The organism is Arthrobacter sp. P2b (assembly GCF_900168295.1).
Taxonomy (GTDB): Bacteria; Actinomycetota; Actinomycetes; order Actinomycetales; family Micrococcaceae; genus Arthrobacter.
Map to the genome: position 1 here is coordinate 409,682 of NZ_FVZL01000002.1, position 16,387 is coordinate 426,068.

Genomic DNA, 16,387 nt, shown 5'->3' on the forward strand with positions numbered 1-16,387 from the left:
AAAGGGGCCCTGCGTCCCCGCTCGCCGCGAAGCGGCCTTAGCGGGACGTGGGGAATAGCAAGCAGAGGATCAGGACCTGCCGTAAGGAAGAGAAATTACCAGCCGCGCTCGGCGAGGCGGTGCGGCTGGGGGATTTCGTCGACGTTGATGCCCACCATGGCTTCGCCGAGGCCGCGGGAGGCCTTGGCGATGACGTCCGGGTCATCGTAGAAGGTGGTGGCCTTCACGACGGCGGCCGCGCGCTGGGCGGGGTTGCCGGACTTGAAGATACCGGAGCCGACGAACACGCCGTCGGCGCCGAGCTGCATCATCATGGCGGCGTCGGCCGGGGTGGCGATGCCGCCGGCGGTGAACAGGACCACGGGAAGCTTGCCGGCAGCGGCGACTTCCTTGACCAGTTCGTACGGTGCCTGCAGTTCCTTGGCCGCAACGTAGAGTTCGTCCTCGGGCAGGGCGGCGAGCTTGGCGATCTCGGAGCGGATCTGGCGCATGTGACCGGTGGCGTTGGAGACGTCGCCGGTGCCGGCCTCGCCCTTGGAGCGGATCATTGCCGCGCCCTCGTTGATGCGGCGCAGTGCCTCACCGAGGTTGGTGGCACCGCAGACGAACGGGACCTTGAAGTTCCACTTGTCGATGTGGTTGACGTAGTCAGCCGGGGTCAGGACCTCGGACTCGTCAATGTAGTCCACGCCCAGGGACTGCAGGATCTGGGCCTCGACGAAGTGGCCGATCCTGGCCTTGGCCATGACCGGAATGGAGACCGCGTCGATGATCTGGTCGATCATGTCCGGATCGGACATGCGGGACACGCCGCCCTGGGCACGGATATCGGCCGGAACGCGTTCCAGCGCCATCACAGCAACAGCACCGGCGTCTTCGGCGATGCGGGCCTGTTCGACGTTGACGACGTCCATGATGACGCCGCCCTTGAGCATCTCAGCCATGCCCCGCTTCACGCGGCTGCTGCCCGTGACGCTGTTCGCGGACGAACCGGCTTCGCTGCTTACATCAGGTGTAGACACAAAAACCCCTATGGGTAGATAGATGACCTTCGCCGGGCGTGCAGGCGGCAAGTGCCGGACTGTGCACACACGGATTTGCCGGATCCATTGACCGGGCAGTCCTAATACTAGTCCCCCCGCGGCCGGCCGGCTTAATCATGCTTAATCAGCCGGTGACGGTTCCGCCTGGGCCTGCCTGCGGACGGAAACCACGCGCTGCACCACGGTGACGAAGCTTGCCAGCGCGAGCAGCACCAGGGTCACCAGCAGCACCACCGATGGAAGGCCCAGTCCGGTGAACCCGGTCACCACCAGGACCGAAACCAGGCGTTCGGCGCGCTCGGCTATCCCCACATTGGCCGTGAACCCGAGCGACTCCGCCTTGGCCCTGGCGTAGGAAACCACCATGCCCAGGACAAGGCAGACCATGGCGGCCACGGCGATGGGGGTATCAGCGCCGCCGGTGAAGAACCACACGGCCAGCCCCGCGAAGAGCGCGCCGTCGGCAATCCGGTCGAGGGTGGAGTCGAGGAAGTTTCCCCAGCGGCTCTTGACGTCCTGCATCCTGGCCATGATGCCGTCCAGGACGTCGGAAAAGATAAAAGCCGTGATGAAGAGTGTTCCCCACCAGAGTTGCCCCAGCGGGTAGAACACCAGGGCCCCGACCACCACACCGGCCGTACCGATGATGGTCACAGCATCGGGCGAAACACCAATCTTCAGGAGCCAGCGGGCAAGCGGAGTGAACAGGGCGGTGAAAAAACCGCGGGCGTGCCTATTCAGCATCCGTCTCCCCGGGCCAGGCGTCGGCCACCTGCTGGCGGACCTCGTCGAGGGTCTGGGTGATGGCCTTGGTCTGGGCAATGATGGGGAAGAAGTTCCCGTCCCCGCCCCAGCGCGGAACGATGTGCTGGTGCAGGTGGGCGGCGATCCCGGCGCCGCCCACCACGCCCTGGTTCATGCCGAGGTTGAAGCCGCCCGGATTCGCCACCTTCCGCAGGACCCGCATGGCCGTTTGCGTCAGCTCGGCGAACTCCGCCGTCTCCTCCAGCGTCAGGTCCGTGTAGTCCGGGATGTGCCGGTAGGGGCACACCAGCAGGTGCCCGGGGTTGTAGGGAAAGAGGTTCAGGACCACGTAGCAGGTCTTCCCGCGGTAAACGATGAGTGCGTCCTCATCGGTCCGGCCGGGCCCCACGCAGAAGGGGCAGTCATCTTCATTCTTGAACTGGTGCTGCCCGCCCTTGATGTAGGCCATGCGGTGCGGAGTCCACAGTCGCTGGAAGGCGTCCGGGACACCGGCGAGGTCAAAGTCGTCGGTAACGCCGGCATCACCTGGATACCCGGCGCCTGTGTTCTCCTGCACGGTGCTGTTCCGTTCCCTAGCTGGTCCGGTTACGGACGGCTTCCGTGATCCGCTTGACTGCCTCTGCAACCGGCACGCCGTTGTCCTGGCTTCCATCACGGAAGCGGAAGGACACGGCACCGGCTTCGGCGTCGTCGCCGCCGGCGATCAGGACAAAGGGGATTTTGTCCTTGCTGGCAGTACGGATCTTCTTCGGGAAGCGGTCCGAGGACGTGTCCACCTCGGCGCGGATGCCAACCGCCTTAAGCTGGTCGACGACGTCGAACATGTACTCGTTGAACGTCTCCGCCACGGGGATGCCCACCACCTGGACGGGCGCCAGCCAGGCGGGGAAGGCACCGGCGTAGTGCTCGGTGAGCACGCCCATGAACCGCTCGATGGAGCCGAACAGGGCGCGGTGGATCATGACGGGCCGCTGCCGCGTGCCGTCGGCCGCCTGGAATTCGAGTTCGAAGCGTTCCGGCAGGTTGAAGTCCAGCTGGATGGTGGACATCTGCCAGGTGCGGCCGAGCGCGTCCTTTGCCTGCACGGAGATCTTGGGACCGTAGAAAGCTGCTCCGCCCGGATCGGGGACAAGTTCCAGCCCTGACTCCTGGGCCACCTCGGCGAGGGTCCTGGTGGCTTCCTCCCAGGTGGCGTCGTCGCCGACGTACTTTTCGGGGTCCTTGGTGGAGAGTTCGAGGTAGAAGTCGTTCAGCCCGTAGTCCTTGAGCAGGCCCAGGACGAAGTTCAGCGTCTTGGTGAGCTCGTCCTTCATCTGTTCGCGGGTGCAGTAGATGTGGGCGTCGTCCTGTGTCATGCCGCGCACCCGGGTGAGGCCGTGCACCACGCCGGACTTTTCGTACCGGTAGACGGACCCGAACTCGAACAGGCGCAGCGGAAGCTCGCGGTAGGAGCGCCCGCGGGACCTGAAGATCAGGTTGTGCATGGGGCAGTTCATCGGCTTCAGGTAGTAGTCCTGCGCCGGTTTTCGGATGGTGCCGTCGGCATTGAGTTCCTCGTCGACGCGCATCGCGGGGAACATGCCCTCCTTGTACCAGTCAAGGTGGCCGGAAACCTCGTACAGGTGGCCCTTGGTGATGTGGGGGGTGTAGACGAACTCGTAGCCGGCTTCGACGTGGCGCTGGCGCGAGTAGTCCTCCATCTCCTTGCGGATGATGCCGCCCTTGGGGTGGAACACGGGCAGGCCGGAACCCAGCTCGTCCGGGAACGAGAACAGGTCCAGTTCAGAGCCGAGCTTGCGGTGGTCGCGGCGTTCGGCCTCGGCGATCCGCTCCTGGTAGGCCTTGAGGGCATCCTTGGTGGGCCACGCCGTGCCGTAGATCCGCTGCAGCTGCTGGTTCTTCTGGTTGCCCAGCCAGTAGGCGGAGGATGAACGGGTCAGGGCGAAGGCGTTCGAGATGAGCTTGGTGTTGGGCAGGTGGGGGCCGCGGCAGAGGTCGCACCAGACGGTGGTGCCTTCCTTGCGTTCCACATTGTCGTAAATGGTGATGTCGCCTGCGCCGACCTCGACGTTGACGCCTTCGCCGGCTTCGGCGGCCTCGTTCTTCTTGCCCAGCAGCTCGAGCTTGTAGGGCTCGTTCTTCATGGCCTCGCGGGCTTCGTCCTCGTTGACCACGCGGCGGACGAACTTCTGGTTCTGGTTGATGATTTTCTGCATCATCTTTTCGAGGGTCTTGAGGTCCTCGGGGGTGAAGGGCTCCGCGACGTCAAAGTCGAAGTAGAAGCCGTCCGTGATGTAAGGGCCGATTCCGAGCTTGGCGTCCGGGCGCAGCTGCTGGACGGCCTGGGCCATGACGTGGGCGGTGGAGTGGCGGAGCACGTTCAGCCCGTCGGGGGAATCGATGGTGACGCCTTCGACGTCGGCGCCCTCCGGAAGTTCCTGGTCCAGGTCCTTCAGCTCGCCATTGACGCGGGCCACAACAACGTCGCGGCGCTCAAAGAAGAGTTCCGCACCGGTTGTCCCGGTAGTCACCTTGGTCTCTTCGCCATCGACGAGAAGGGTGATCTGCTGGGCATCTGACACGGGTGTCTCCTATTCAAAGTTAAGGCTTCATAGCTTGTGGCGTACGGGGACCACAGCCAGCCATCGTCAATGCTATCGGTTCAACTGAGGGCCGACCAACGCGGCGCACGGCATGCTCAGCCGTTAAATCCCGTGATGGCGAGGCTCCTGCTGATCCCGTCCAGGGGGTGGGGCACATCCTGCCCGGGCGTGGAGGGGTCCGGAAACGGCAGGGTTTCGGTCCTGCTCAGGTCCCAGGCCATGCTGGCGCTCAGGCTGATCCCACGCGGGCCCGTCCGGCGTGTGGTGCCCCGGATCAACAGCAGCCGGGTGCCAAACAGGAGCATCCCGGCGTTTTCCTGCGCTTCGTGGAAAAACACCGAATCGATGCATCCGGTGCCGTCGTCGATGCTGATGAAGACAACCCTCCTGCCGCCCCTCATGGGAGGCGTCTGGGTGGCAACCCGGACGCCGGCCACCAGCACTTCCGTGCCGTTGCGCAGGCCAAGGAGTTTGTCTGCAGTGATGACGCCCAGCCTGTCCAGCATGGGCCGGTGGCTGTCCATCAGATGCGAGCTGACATCAACCGCCATCAGGTCAAGCTCCGCCCTGACATTGTCCACCAGCGTGGGTGCCGGCAGCCCCGGGCTGACATTGCGCAGTTCAACATCGCCCAGCGGGAGGGACAGTTGCCCCTCAAGGACTTCAACCCCCTTTTTGCTGCTGCTGGTTGCCTGGAGCTTCTGCAGATGGTGCACCAGGTCGGCCCGGTTGGCCGTGCCTCCCGCCTCCCGGTGCAGGGAATCGAAGGCGCCAAGCTGCGCCAGCCGCTTGATGCTCGGCTTACTGATTCTTGACCGTGCCCGAAGGTCTGCCAGGGAGTCGTAGGGCTGGCCTGCGACGATTCTTTTCAACTCAGTTGCAGAGAGCCCGTAAATCCCATTAAGGCTCAGCCGGATCCCCAGCTTGCCGGCATCCTGCCCTGACCTGACCCGTTCCACCCGGTATTCGGCTTTGCTCAGGTTAATGTCCAGGGGAAGGATCGGGATGCCAAGCCTTCGCGCTTCCGCCACCAGCAGCCGCTTGGGGTACATCCCGGGATCGTGCTCCCACAACCCGGCAAGGAACGCCTCAGGATGGTGCGCTTTCAACCATGCTGACTGGTAGGTGGGGACAGCGAAGGCAGCTCCATGCGCTTTGCAGAACCCAAAGCTGGCAAAGGACTTCAGGGTTTCCCATACTTTGTCGATGACGTCGGGGGAAAAGCCCTTGGCCTTTGCGTGCTTGCGGAAATACTCCTCAACCTGGGATTCGCCATCCTCGCTGCTGAGGGCCCGGCGGAACTCATCGGCCTTAGCAAGCCCGCAGCCGGTCATCACGTCGAATGTCCTGAGGATCTGTTCGTGGAAAACCGTCACCCCGTGGGTTTCCTGAAGAACAGGCTTCAGGAGAGGGTGCGGGTAGACCTCGGGGGCGAATCCGTGCCGGTGTTCAAGGAAGGGCCGAACCATGTCAGATTTCATGGGCCCGGGACGGAACAGCGAAATATCGATGATGAGGTCGTTGAACTCCCGCGGCGCCATCTTGCCGATCAGTTCACGCTGGCCCGGGGATTCGATCTGGAAGCAGCCAAGGGTGTGCGTGCTCCTGATCAGCTCGAACGTGGCTTCATCATCGAGGGGCACTGCATTGAGGTCGATGTGGCCGTTGTCCGCGATGTAGTCAGGTCCCGACCCGTCCTGCCCGGGAGAATGGTTCCCGGCCGCCACCACGTCCTCCTTCGAGGGATGGATGCGGATGATCTCCCGGACTGCAAAAGCCATGGCACTTTGCATCCGGACACCCAGGACATCGAGCTTGAGCATGCCCATGGGATCCATGTCGTGCTTATCGAACTGGCTCATGGGCAGCCCGAGACCGCTGGGCTGGACCGGGGTGCGGTCCAGCAGGGTGGCATCACCCAGGATCACTCCGCAGGGATGCATGGAAATGTGGCGGGGCAGCCGGTCAAGGCGTTCAGTCAGGTCAACCAGCAGGTCCAATTGCTGGTTTCCGGCAGCATCGCGCCGCTCAACCCTTCCGGCAAACTCCCGCAGTTCAGGTTTTTCCTGCAGCGCCTCCCGGAATTTGCCGGCCGAGAACCGCCACAACTGCTTGGCGATCTCCCCTACCTCGCCATCGTCCATGCCCAGCGCCATTCCGGCGTCGCGCACGGCACCCCTGGCGCGGTAGCCGTTCTGCATGCTCATCAGCGTGACCCGTTCGGAACCGAACCTCTCGAAAATCCGCCGGTACACGTTGTGGCGCTCCGCGCTTTCGACGTCGATGTCTATGTCCGGAAGAGTGGCACGGTCCTGGGAAAGGAAGCGTTCAAAGATCAGGTCATGCTGGAGGGGGTTCACCTGGCTGACATCAATCAGGTAATTCACCAGGCTGGAAGCCCCCGATCCCCGGGCAGCAGCACGGACGCCCATCTCCTGGATCATCCGTGACACTTCAGCGACGGTGAGGAAGTAGGAGGAAAAGCCAAGATTCCGGATGATGCCCAGTTCATGCTCCAGCCGGGTAAGCATGGCCCTCTCCCCGGCTCCGCTTAGCCCGGGGAACCTCCTGCCGATTCCGGCGTGGCAACGCTGGACCAGTTCATCATGGGGGTCCTGGTTGATCCCGATCACCGAAGCCTCCGGAACCACCGGTTGTTTCCACCCCATGTCCGTAGTGGGATCGATCCGGCACAGATCGGCGAGCGCCTCGGTTTGGGTCATCAGTTGTTTGAGGTCTGCGGCGCCAAATCCTGCTGCGGAAATGATCTCCTTGCCAAGCTGGAGCATCTGGGCCGATGTTTTCAGCCATCCCTGGCCGGTGGGCTGCAGCAGGGGCTCCCTGGCAAGTTCCGGCAGGGACTTCAGGGTTCGGGCAGAGTCAAGCACATCGGCAGTGGGCGCTCCATCCGCGGCGCAGTATCTTACGGCGTTAGTCAGGATCGCCGGGATGTGGTGTTCCTCGGCGAGCCGGAGCATACGCACAGCGTGGGAGGTACTCAGCGGGGAACCTGGGGGACTTAGCTGCGAGACAATCTCGGCAACCACTGTCCCGCCGGGCATGACGTCCAGCCACTGCTTGAACAGTGTCCGGGGCCTGAGGTATCTCCGCCCTCCCATGGCCAGGCCGACGTCCGAATCCGGTCCGAGCAGGACGGTCAATACCGGCTTGAGTGTGTGGGGGTCAAGGGTCCGGGAGGCAAGCTCGGCGCGTGTGACAGCCACCGGGACGGCTCCCCCGGACTTCCCGGAGGTCCGGGCATGGGCATCAGAGATCAGCCGGCATAAGGCACGGTACCCTGCCCCGTTGTTATGGCCGCGTGCAAGCACCACCACCCTGCCCGCCACCTGGGTGCGGTGATCGCCGTCGTCGTCAAAGACTGCAAGGTCCACCCCCACAATGGGATCGATTCCGGCCGCCATGCATGCCTTGAGGTGCTTGATGGTCCCGTACAGGCCGTCGCGGTCAGTGCAGGCGAGCGCTGTGGCACCGTCAGCTGCCGCGCTTTGGGCAAGTTCTTCCGGCCAAGAGACGCCGTAGTGGGCACTGAATGCCGTGGAGACGTGAAGATGCGTAAAGCTCATGCTGTTGTGGGTCGGAGGCCGTCATGGATCCGCAGCAGCCGCCAGCGGCCGCTGCCAATGTGCCGGGTGAGGTCGAGGGTGAGCGGTTCGTCCTGCTCCCGGCCGTTGCGTTCGCGGCCGTCAACCGGCAGTACCTGGACACGCCAGATCTCGTGGTCAACCACTCCCTGCCCGCTTCCAAGCGGTGCCCGGCTGACTTCATCCCACCACTGCCGGCGTTCATACCAGCGGACGGATTCAGCACAGACAGCGTAGGAACGTCCTGACCAGGTAAGGCTTACCGGTTGGCCGTCAGGAGCGCAGGCAACATCAACGGATTCGCTGAACATGCCCATGGGCGCCTCCCGGTGAAACTGAAACTATTCGAATATGTATTCGAACATATACAGTCTACGCCCGGTTCCCGTCCAACGCATCCACAGGTAGGCAAGGAAGCCTCGCCGGCTTCCTCCGTTTCCTCAGCACAGGGGTGGACGGACCGTACGCCAGGGAGCAGGATTGTGCCATGGACACCAAAGACGCACTCCTCAAGCAGGTCAGCATCAAAGCCCAGGACTCAACCCTGGTGGCCACCTTCGATCTGGACGGCACTATTCCAGGCTCCGGCGCCTACGTGGTGGGGCTTGTCGCGGCCAGCCCGGACTACTCCTCCCAGCGGCGGCTCGGCATTGAATTCATGAACGGCGAACCCATCGCCTTCTACTCGTTCAGCCACGAGCAAAGCACGGAAGAGAACTACGACCTCTCGGGCGTAACCCACTCAGAGAACTCCATCACCGGCCATTTTCCCCTCGCGGCCATTAATGGGCTCGGAAAGTCACACGTCATGACAGGCTTCAGCGAGGCGGACGGCCGGGAATTCCAGTCCGGAGTTCCGGTGGATGAAGCACTGTAAGAAGGCGTGAGCTGACCTGTAAAGGGTCAGCTGTTTTGTTTGTGGACCCGCATCTCGAGCTCGATAAAGCCGGAGATCATGGCGCGGTAGGTCGATTCGACGATGTCCGGATCGATGTCCTTCTTTTCGGCCGCGGACCGGACATGCTCGATGATCCGTTCCACCCGCCCCGGGGCGCGGACTTCAGCGTCGTCGCCCTTCAGGGTTCCGGCGATGCGGATCAGCCGTTCGCGGCGGGCGATGAGGGTGACAATCTGCTCATCCACTTCGTCAACAGCAACCCGGACGGCAGCGAGCTGTTCCTTGTCGGCCAAAGCGTCTCTATCGTTTCCTTGAATTGTTGCCATCGTCTGACAGTATCGAAGCATGCAGCCCCGAGTCGACTTCATCTCATTAGGTGTCCGCAGCGTCCCGGCGTCCCGTGCCTTCTATGTTGAGGGCCTCGGCTGGCCGGTCCACCAGGAGGTCCCCGGCGACGTCGTCTTCATCCAGGTAAACCACGGCCTGGTGCTCTCCCTTTGGGACGCCCGGCAAATGCAGGCCGAGGCGGGCGTCAGCGCCCCGGGTCCGGCGCCGTGCATCACCTTGAGCCACAACCTTGCCAGCACGGAAGAGGTGGACCGGGTCATGGCGGAGGCAGCAGCGGCGGGGGCCGCCATCATCGCCGAGCCGGTGACGCAGCCCTGGGGCGGCTACAGCGGCTACTTCGCCGACCCCGACGGTTTCCGCTGGGAAGTTGCGTACAACCCCACTTGGGCAGTGGACGACGGCGGCGCGGTCACCGTATAGGCCGGCGCCAGCGTTGCTGGGGCTGCTAGAACAGGGCCTCCACCGGCTGGATCAGTTCCGGCCCGTTGTTGCGCACGTTGCCTACCTCCTTGCCCACGGACTCCACCCGCCAGTCCGCTGCCACGTCCTTGACCCCCGACCGCACAAGGTCCACCAGCCCGGCGGCGTCGTCCACGTCGGGATCGAGCCAGGCCTGCATGGTCGCCTTGTCCATGGGCAGGGGGACCCGGTCATGCAGTGCGGTCAACTTTCCGAAGACCGTCGATTCACTGCCCGGAGGCGGCGTATCGGTCGTGAGGATCGACGTGGACAGCAGCCATTGCCCCGGTTCCCCGGCCGGGACGGACGGGTCCTTCCACCACTCGTAGAGCCCGGCAAAGACCAGGCCCCGGCTCTCTCCGGGATGCACGTAGTAGGGCTGCTTCGATTTCCCGGGGCCCTGCTTCCATTCGTAGTACCCGTCTGCCGGTACGGCGCAGCGCCGGGACTGCACCGCCTTGCGGAAGGCCGGCTTCTCCAGCACCGACTCGCTTCTGGCGTTGATCATCCGTGACCCGATGCCGGGATCCTTCGCCCAGGAAGGGACCAGGCCCCACTTTGCAACATGCAGCTGGCGTACCTGCTTAGGGGCCGGGCCGTCGTCGATCAGCCGTTCCAGGACGATCGGGACATCATCGGTGGGCGCCACGTTCCACGAGGGCGGGATGCTCACCTCGTCCTCCAGCTCGGCGTCGAACTCTGCCAGGAGGTCCCCCACGGCACGTGCCATCACATAGCGTCCACACATGGCTCCAGCATGCCATCGGCGCCACATACTGTCATCCAGGCGGCACCGGGACCTGCGGGCAGGGGGAATACCGGGCGGCGCGCTACCGTTGACAGGAACGAAACCTACATCGACGCAGAGGAGAATTCTGTGGACTTCACTCCCGAATCCGGCACCATCACCATGTTTTCCACCACCTGGTGCGGTTACTGCAACCGGCTCAAGAAGCAGCTGGACGCGCAGGGCATCGGCTACACCGAGATCAACATCGAGGAAGTGGAGGGCACGGCCGAACTCGTGGAGCAGCTGAACGGCGGCAACCGCACCGTTCCCACGGTCCTGTTCCCGGACGGCACAGCCGCCACCAACCCCTCCGCCGCCGAGGTCAAGACGCGCCTGGCAGCATAACCACCGCGGCCGCCCGGCCGTTCGAACCGTTGCGGGTCATGCCCCCAGGCTGCTGAAGGAAGCAGTTTCCAGGGTGGCATGGCCCGCATACGTCTGCAGGACTGCATCCACCACGGCCTCCACATTCACGCCGGGAACCAGGTCGTCCACCGCCCCGGCCGTGGCAGGGTCCCACTCCAGCCCCAAGGCTGCGTAGCTGTCGGTCAGGACTCTCCGTATCGGTGCGGAGTTTTCCACCACGATCACCGAACTGAAAAGCCACCCGCCGGCAACCACCCGCTGGGCCGTGCCCACGAGTTTCACGCGGTGCGCCGGGCGGGCGGAATCAGTGCCGTGCACGCTGAACTCTCCGGGGCAGTATTCGCCGGGTATTTCCCCGACAGCCGCCTGCACCCCTGCCCTGCGCAACGCCTGGGCAAACAACTCCCCGAAGTGCCCGAACCGGGTCTTGGAGCCGGCAATGGCATCCGGGTCCGGCTCGATGTGGTCCACCACCAGGGTCCCCTGGTGGTAGGCGGCGGCGCGTCCCCCGGCCCTGCGCACCAGCGGCTCGAAGCCGTTGTCCCTGCATGCCTGCGCGGCTGCTTCGAATCCCGGCAGGCGGGTGTCGCGCTGGCCGAAGGCGACGGTGGGGGCGGGCCGGTAGAGCCGCAGGGTTGGCCCGATCTCCCCGGACTTGGCCCTGGCCAGGAGCTCCAGCCCGAATTCCAGGTCACGGCCTGCTCCCAGCGAGGCTTCCTGCCGCACCACTGTCAGTGTGCGGGGTCCCGGTCCGGCGTCATGCATGTTGCTAGGCTCCCTTGTGGTCTTGCTGTTCCTTGTTGTTGCCGCGGCGTTCGCCGTGGATTGACGCCGTCTGGCTCAAACTCGGCCCCGTTCTACCGCAGCCATTTCGGGGAGCTGCCGGCGGACAAGCCCCACCTAGGTTACGCCGTAGCCTTCCAGGTCATTTACACCGCGGCATCGTGTTCGCCACGGTTCAGCCTCCCGCATCACAGGCCGCGGCGCCCCACCCACAGGCCGTGGAACAGCGGGACCACGGATGCTGCCATCAGCAGGTTGCCCAATGCGGAGTCATCCGCCCGTATCAGGGCCCCCGCAATGAGAAGGGCAGCGAAGACCACGGCCGACGCCGAACGGCGGGCCGTGCGGTCCAGCCGGGCAACCTGCCGCTCAAGGCGCGGGTTGGCAACAGGGAGGTTCCCCTCCTCAGCCCGGGTGATGAGCCCGTCCAGCCGCCCGGGCAGCCGAAGGGCGAGTCCCCCGGCATCAATCGCCTGCCGGGCGGCGTCCTGCACGATGTTGCCGCGCTCGTCGCGCAGCAACCGGGCCGCATACGGTTCCACCGAGTCCCAGAGGTTGTAGCGGGCGTCCAGGGAGCTGCACACCCCCGAGGTCAGCGATACTGCGCGGATGATGAGCAGGAAGTTCTCCGGCAGCTGGAATGGCAGTGAACGGACCACGTCGCCGAATTCCACCGCGAAGTCGCGGAACTCGCGTGGATCCACCTCGCGGAGTTCCGCGAAACCCATCCCACCGAACCGGGCGAAGAGATGCGTCATGGCCCGCTCCAGCTCCACGGTGTCGGCCGCCGGTACCAGGACGCCCACGTCACGGATGGCGGCAACGAGTCCTTTGCCGTCACGGGCTGCGGCAGCGATCAGGAGCCTGCGCAGGCCGGTGCGGGCTGAGGCTGTGACCTCGCCCATCATGCCGAAATCGATGAACGTCAGTTTCCACGGGTGTTCCCCGGCGCCGGCAGGTGCGGGGGTGACGAAGATGTTGCCGGGGTGGGGGTCGGCATGGAAGAAGCCGTTGGTGAACAGCTGGTCGAACATGACCGCGGCGAAGACGCGAGCCACCGCCGCGGGGTCGATGCCGGCCGCACGAAGCGCAGCCACGTCGGTGATCTTGATGGCCGTGACATCCTCGAGGGTGAGGACGCGGCGGGTGCACCGCTCCCAGACGGGCAGGGGCACCTGCACGCGGACGTCGCCGGCAAAATCGGCGGCGAAACGCTCGGAGCCGGCAGCCTCGTGAAGGTAGTCGATCTCCTCAAAGCTGGTCTGCGCGAATTCCTCCAGCAGGGCGGGCATGTCGGCACGCTCGGAGACAAACCGGAAGTGGCTGAGCCATCCGGCCACCCTGCGCAGCGCGGCCAGGTCGACGTCGACGATCGCGCCAATCCCCGGACGCTGCACCTTGACCACGACGTCCTTGATCCCGAACTCGTCGGCGTCGTCAGGAAGGAGCCGTGCACGGTGCGCCTGGCCCAGGGATGCGGCGGCGAGCGGAGTTTCCTCGAACATGGCGAACGCCCGCTCAAGCGGGAATCCCAGCTCGGACTCGGCAAGGGCGCGGATGGCGGGGAAAGGGACCGGCGGAACCTCGTCCTGAAGGCCCTCGAGCTCCTCGGTGATTTCGGGTGGCAAAACGTCAAGCCGGGATGACAGGAACTGGCCCACCTTGATCATCAGGCCGCCCAGGTCCACGGCCAGGACATGGAAACGCCGGGCGAAGCGCTGCATCCTCGGCGAACGCGTCCGTGCGGCAACCCTGGCCAGCCCGATCCTGGGGAGGAACAGTTCGAACCACCAGGTGACTGCCAGGTGCCAGGCAGCGAACCGGAGGATGCGGCGGTAGCGGGCACGGGTGTTTCCCGCGCCCGGTGCCGGAGCGGACCGGCCCCGGCGGATGGACGGCACCCGCGTCAGTCCTGGGCGAGAATCGAGTACATCCGGCGGCGTGCCTCCTCGAGGACCGCCACGGCCTGCCTCACCTGTTCGGGTGATCCCGTGCGGTTCACCTGCGCTGCTGCCTGGGCGAGCTCAACGCCTGCCTTGGGCAAGGACATGAACTCGGCTCCGCCGTGGGGGCCTGCTGTGTCCCATGGAGCCGATGGGTGGTCGCGGGCAACTTCCTCCCGGCCGGCTTCGGTGAGGCTGTAGATCTTGCGGCTGTTGGATTCCTCGGCACTGATGACGCCCTCGTCGGCCAGCAGTTGAAGCGTGGGGTAGACGGAGCCCGCGCTCGGCTTCCAGCTGCCGCCGCTCCGGTCCTCAATTTCGCGGATGATCTGGTAGCCGTGCATGGGGCGCTCTGCCAGCAGGGCCAGCACCGCCGCCCGCACTTCGCCCTTGCCGGCGCGGGTGCCCGCGCGCTTCTCGAACCGGGAACGCAGTTCGTCCACAGCCTGCCACAGGCCGTCGATATTGGTGCCGCCGAATCCATATGCCGGGTACGAGCCACGCATGATGGCCTCCTCTGTGAATCGCGAACGATATACAACGATACTTAACGATACAACCGGGGAGGCCCGGCGGGGCGGCCGTCAGAGGAGTCAGGTCCTGCGGAGCGTCAGGATCTGCTCGGCGCGGCCGAACGGGCCCTGCCGGTCGTGCAGGACCGTTGACGTCAGTCCAATCCCGTCCCGGCCGAAGGACACGGCGTTGTCCAGGCCCAGCCACTCCCCCTCCGGGCGGCGGTACATGTGGATCTGCAGGTCCAGGTTGGGAAAGGCGTAGCTGTCCTTGCCGGGCGGAACCCGGGCGGCGATGCCGTTGGCTGTGTCCACCAGCCCCATCAGCCGGGCCAGGTCGCTGCTGTCGTTCCGGTCCGTCAACGGATGGTCGGTGCGGAGCCAGACTTTGCCGGCCCCCGGCCGGTGCCCTTCGGCCACGCGCATCTCCAGGGACCTGATGTAGCCGCCGGGCCAAACGGCGGAACCGTCATAGGGTTTGCAGTCGTCGGGCCCGGGAATGGCCGTGTCCTCGATGGCTGCCACCGCGGCGGTATCGCTGGTGATCATCCGCCACGCCGTGGCGCGGATGGCGGTCCGGCCGTCGGCAACGAGTTCGGCCTGCAACAGCTCGATGGTCCGCCCGGGCCGGAGGGTGGAGGTTTCGATGTGGAACCCGCCGCCGGGGATCAGCCCCAGGATCTCGTAGCTCAGGCGTGCCATCCGCATGTCCGCCCGCGGCTGGTGCCGTTCCAGGGCATCAGCCATCAGGCCGGACGCGGGTGCCATGTGCTGCTCGTGGACGTTCCAGGCGCCCTGCGCGTGGATGGTGGAGCGGAAGCGGCCGCCGCCCAGGTTTTGGTAGTAGGCATTGCCGTGCGCCAGTTCGGGAAGCTCTTCAGTCAACGGTGACCTTTCGGCGGATCTCAGTGAATTGGCACTAACTCTATCTGCTGGGGCCGGAGGACCGGCCAGCGGGTCGGATTGAAATGTTTGAACGTGGAGGAAGGCAGCGGACTAGACTCAGGAACTGGTCCTGTCAGCATCCCTCGGAAGAGGTGTTCCATGCGCGTCATCAGCTACAACCTCCGCAAGCACAAGGCCAGCGGCGAGCTCCTCGCCCTGGCCCGGAATCATGACATCGATGCGCTGTGCCTCCAGGAGGTGGATTCCAGCGACCTGCCGGAAACCCTGGGTCCCCTGCACCTGGCGGACACCACCAAGGGCAACCGGCTGGGTTTGGCCATCTACTACCGCACCAGCCGCTTCACCGCGCTGGACACCCAGTCCTTCGCGCTGAAGAAGTCGATGCATGACAGGGTGTTGGCACCGGCCCATGAGAGGCTGATCGGAACGCGGGTGATGGACAATGACACCCAGCATGAACTGGTGATCGGATCGTTCCACGCCGCCCCGCTCACCGCGTCCAATTCGCTTCGCCGCAAGCAGATCCATGCCGCCCATGCCGAGCTGCTGAGCATGGGCAAGGGCCTGATGACCCTGATGGTGGGCGACTTCAACTACCCGTTCTTCACCAAGAACCTTGATATCCACATGAAGAATTCGGGTTATGCGCTGTCCCTGAGCAACCGCCGCACCTACACCCGGTACAAGGTTTTCAAGGGCCACTTCGACTTCGCGACGTCCCTGGGCCTGGACATCCAGAGCGTGGAGACACTTCCGCGCGGCAACTCGGACCACCTTCCCATCCTGGTCACCGCCGAATACGGCCCGGACTACTAGGCAGCGCGCCTTACCGGGACGCCAGCCGCTCCCGCAAGGCAGGCCATGCCGCAGCGAATCCGGGGTGCAGTTCCTTCGATTCCACCTCGCCCAGCGGAACCCAGAGCAGTTCAATGCTCTCGGGATCGCTGATCACCGGATCGAAAGGCTCCCGCACCAGCACCACCACGGTGGTGTAGGACCAGTAGCCGAGATCCAGCACCGAGGTGAAGAGCACGTCCACGCCCGCAGGCGGCACCGCCGCTTCCTCAAAGGCTTCGCGGAGGGCCCCGTCAACGGGTTCTTCGTTTTCGTGGAGGGCCCCGCCCGGCAGCCCCCAGGTACCGCCGTTATGGCTCCAGACAGCCCGATGCTGGAGCAGAACGCCTTTGGACGGGTCATAGGCAAGCACTCCCGCAGCCCCGAACCGGCCCCAGTAGCGGCCGCGCTCCCCCTCCACCCAGGCGTCACCGGGATCCCGGGGACCGGTCCGGACGGGCGGAGTGGAGGATGCTGCGGAGGCCGGTGAATGATCCATCACGCCAGTCTGCCAGCTCATTCATCCTGGGCCCAG

Annotated in this window: 17 protein-coding genes; 4 read left to right on the plus strand and 13 right to left on the minus strand. The window is 64.9% G+C overall.

Translation table 11 applies throughout. The annotated features are described in order from the left end of the window. Positions 1 to 95: 95 nt before the first annotated feature. The 6 genes from pdxS to B5520_RS06490 form a co-directional block, all read right to left on the minus strand. Positions 96 to 1,022: a pyridoxal 5'-phosphate synthase lyase subunit PdxS gene (pdxS, locus tag B5520_RS06465; RefSeq protein ID WP_079596236.1), complete on the minus strand. Its 927-nt coding sequence runs from the start codon at positions 1,020 to 1,022 to the stop codon at positions 96 to 98. Between the two features lie 141 nt (positions 1,023 to 1,163). Continuing rightward, the gene (pgsA, locus tag B5520_RS06470; RefSeq protein ID WP_079596237.1) at positions 1,164 to 1,787 is read right to left on the minus strand and encodes a phosphatidylinositol phosphate synthase; all 624 of its coding nucleotides are present in this window, start codon (positions 1,785 to 1,787) and stop codon (positions 1,164 to 1,166) included. Further along, positions 1,777 to 2,364, minus strand: a complete 588-nt coding sequence (locus B5520_RS06475; protein WP_079596238.1) for an HIT family protein — start codon at positions 2,362 to 2,364, stop codon at positions 1,777 to 1,779. The genes pgsA and B5520_RS06475 overlap by 11 nt, the downstream gene beginning before the upstream one ends. 16 nt (positions 2,365 to 2,380) lie before the next feature. Further along, positions 2,381 to 4,390, minus strand: a complete 2,010-nt coding sequence (gene thrS, locus B5520_RS06480) for a threonine--tRNA ligase (protein ID WP_079596239.1) — start codon at positions 4,388 to 4,390, stop codon at positions 2,381 to 2,383. Positions 4,391 to 4,506: 116 nt separating this feature from the next. Beyond that, positions 4,507 to 7,995 (minus strand): DNA polymerase III subunit alpha, encoded by a 3,489-nt coding sequence (locus B5520_RS06485; protein ID WP_079596240.1) that lies wholly within the window; start codon positions 7,993 to 7,995, stop codon positions 4,507 to 4,509. Continuing rightward, positions 7,992 to 8,330, minus strand: coding sequence for a DUF6504 family protein (locus B5520_RS06490; RefSeq protein ID WP_079596241.1), 339 nt, complete (start codon positions 8,328 to 8,330; stop codon positions 7,992 to 7,994). Before B5520_RS06490 ends, B5520_RS06485 begins: the two co-directional genes overlap by 4 nt. Positions 8,331 to 8,500: 170 nt before the next feature. Here B5520_RS06490 and B5520_RS06495 point away from each other — a divergent pair, with 170 nt between their 5' ends. Beyond that, positions 8,501 to 8,890 (plus strand): hypothetical protein, encoded by a 390-nt coding sequence (locus B5520_RS06495; protein WP_079596242.1) that lies wholly within the window; start codon positions 8,501 to 8,503, stop codon positions 8,888 to 8,890. Positions 8,891 to 8,916: 26 nt separating this feature from the next. On the opposite strand, the gene B5520_RS06500 is transcribed toward B5520_RS06495, so the two are convergent. Then, positions 8,917 to 9,237, minus strand: a complete 321-nt coding sequence (locus tag B5520_RS06500; protein WP_079596243.1) for a chorismate mutase — start codon at positions 9,235 to 9,237, stop codon at positions 8,917 to 8,919. A gap of 19 nt (positions 9,238 to 9,256) precedes the next feature. On the opposite strand from B5520_RS06500, the gene B5520_RS06505 reads away from it, so the two are divergent. Further along, the gene (locus tag B5520_RS06505; RefSeq protein WP_079596244.1) at positions 9,257 to 9,679 is read left to right on the plus strand and encodes a VOC family protein; all 423 of its coding nucleotides are present in this window, start codon (positions 9,257 to 9,259) and stop codon (positions 9,677 to 9,679) included. Positions 9,680 to 9,704: 25 nt separating this feature from the next. On the opposite strand, the gene B5520_RS06510 is transcribed toward B5520_RS06505, so the two are convergent. Then, on the minus strand, positions 9,705 to 10,466 hold the full coding sequence (locus B5520_RS06510) for an SOS response-associated peptidase (protein WP_079596245.1): 762 nt from the start codon (positions 10,464 to 10,466) through the stop codon (positions 9,705 to 9,707). A 129-nt stretch (positions 10,467 to 10,595) separates the two neighbouring features. Between B5520_RS06510 and B5520_RS06515 the strand changes: the two genes are divergently transcribed. Further along, on the plus strand, positions 10,596 to 10,853 hold the full coding sequence (locus B5520_RS06515; RefSeq protein ID WP_079596246.1) for a mycoredoxin: 258 nt from the start codon (positions 10,596 to 10,598) through the stop codon (positions 10,851 to 10,853). 36 nt (positions 10,854 to 10,889) lie between these two features. Here the strand turns inward: B5520_RS06515 and B5520_RS06520 are convergent, their stop codons facing one another. The 4 genes from B5520_RS06520 to B5520_RS06535 all read right to left on the minus strand — a co-directional run bounded on the left by B5520_RS06520 (position 10,890) and on the right by B5520_RS06535 (position 14,997). Next, the gene (locus tag B5520_RS06520) at positions 10,890 to 11,639 is read right to left on the minus strand and encodes a lipoate--protein ligase family protein (RefSeq protein ID WP_079596247.1); all 750 of its coding nucleotides are present in this window, start codon (positions 11,637 to 11,639) and stop codon (positions 10,890 to 10,892) included. Positions 11,640 to 11,845: 206 nt separating this feature from the next. Further along, entirely contained in the window at positions 11,846 to 13,558 is a 1,713-nt protein-coding gene (locus tag B5520_RS06525) for an ABC1 kinase family protein (RefSeq protein ID WP_079596248.1), read from the minus strand. Positions 13,559 to 13,563: 5 nt separating this feature from the next. Continuing rightward, a complete protein-coding gene (locus tag B5520_RS06530) occupies positions 13,564 to 14,106 on the minus strand; it encodes a PadR family transcriptional regulator (protein ID WP_079596249.1) in 543 nt (180 codons plus the stop codon). An 87-nt stretch (positions 14,107 to 14,193) separates the two neighbouring features. Continuing rightward, positions 14,194 to 14,997, minus strand: a complete 804-nt coding sequence (locus B5520_RS06535; protein WP_079596250.1) for a thioesterase family protein — start codon at positions 14,995 to 14,997, stop codon at positions 14,194 to 14,196. Between the two features lie 159 nt (positions 14,998 to 15,156). Here B5520_RS06535 and B5520_RS06540 point away from each other — a divergent pair, with 159 nt between their 5' ends. Next, a complete protein-coding gene (locus tag B5520_RS06540) occupies positions 15,157 to 15,834 on the plus strand; it encodes an endonuclease/exonuclease/phosphatase family protein (RefSeq protein WP_079596251.1) in 678 nt (225 codons plus the stop codon). Between the two features lie 10 nt (positions 15,835 to 15,844). On the opposite strand, the gene B5520_RS06545 is transcribed toward B5520_RS06540, so the two are convergent. Beyond that, a complete protein-coding gene (locus B5520_RS06545; RefSeq protein WP_079596413.1) occupies positions 15,845 to 16,351 on the minus strand; it encodes an NUDIX domain-containing protein in 507 nt (168 codons plus the stop codon). Between the last annotated feature and the right edge of the window lie 36 nt (positions 16,352 to 16,387).

What these genes read in the sequence shown, in the direction of transcription:
- pgsA (WP_079596237.1), bottom strand. Translation starts at nt 1,787, where the DNA reads ATGCTGAATAGGCACGCCCGCGGTTTTTTCACCGCCCTGTTCACTCCG.
- B5520_RS06485 (WP_079596240.1), bottom strand. Translation starts at nt 7,995, where the DNA reads ATGAGCTTTACGCATCTTCACGTCTCCACGGCATTCAGTGCCCACTAC.
- B5520_RS06490 (WP_079596241.1), bottom strand. Translation starts at nt 8,330, where the DNA reads ATGGGCATGTTCAGCGAATCCGTTGATGTTGCCTGCGCTCCTGACGGC.
- B5520_RS06495 (WP_079596242.1), top strand. Translation starts at nt 8,501, where the DNA reads ATGGACACCAAAGACGCACTCCTCAAGCAGGTCAGCATCAAAGCCCAG.
- B5520_RS06500 (WP_079596243.1), bottom strand. Translation starts at nt 9,237, where the DNA reads ATGGCAACAATTCAAGGAAACGATAGAGACGCTTTGGCCGACAAGGAA.
- B5520_RS06505 (WP_079596244.1), top strand. Translation starts at nt 9,257, where the DNA reads ATGCAGCCCCGAGTCGACTTCATCTCATTAGGTGTCCGCAGCGTCCCG.
- B5520_RS06510 (WP_079596245.1), bottom strand. Translation starts at nt 10,466, where the DNA reads ATGTGTGGACGCTATGTGATGGCACGTGCCGTGGGGGACCTCCTGGCA.
- B5520_RS06520 (WP_079596247.1), bottom strand. Translation starts at nt 11,639, where the DNA reads ATGCATGACGCCGGACCGGGACCCCGCACACTGACAGTGGTGCGGCAG.
- B5520_RS06530 (WP_079596249.1), bottom strand. Translation starts at nt 14,106, where the DNA reads ATGCGTGGCTCGTACCCGGCATATGGATTCGGCGGCACCAATATCGAC.
- B5520_RS06540 (WP_079596251.1), top strand. Translation starts at nt 15,157, where the DNA reads ATGCGCGTCATCAGCTACAACCTCCGCAAGCACAAGGCCAGCGGCGAG.
- B5520_RS06545 (WP_079596413.1), bottom strand. Translation starts at nt 16,351, where the DNA reads ATGGATCATTCACCGGCCTCCGCAGCATCCTCCACTCCGCCCGTCCGG.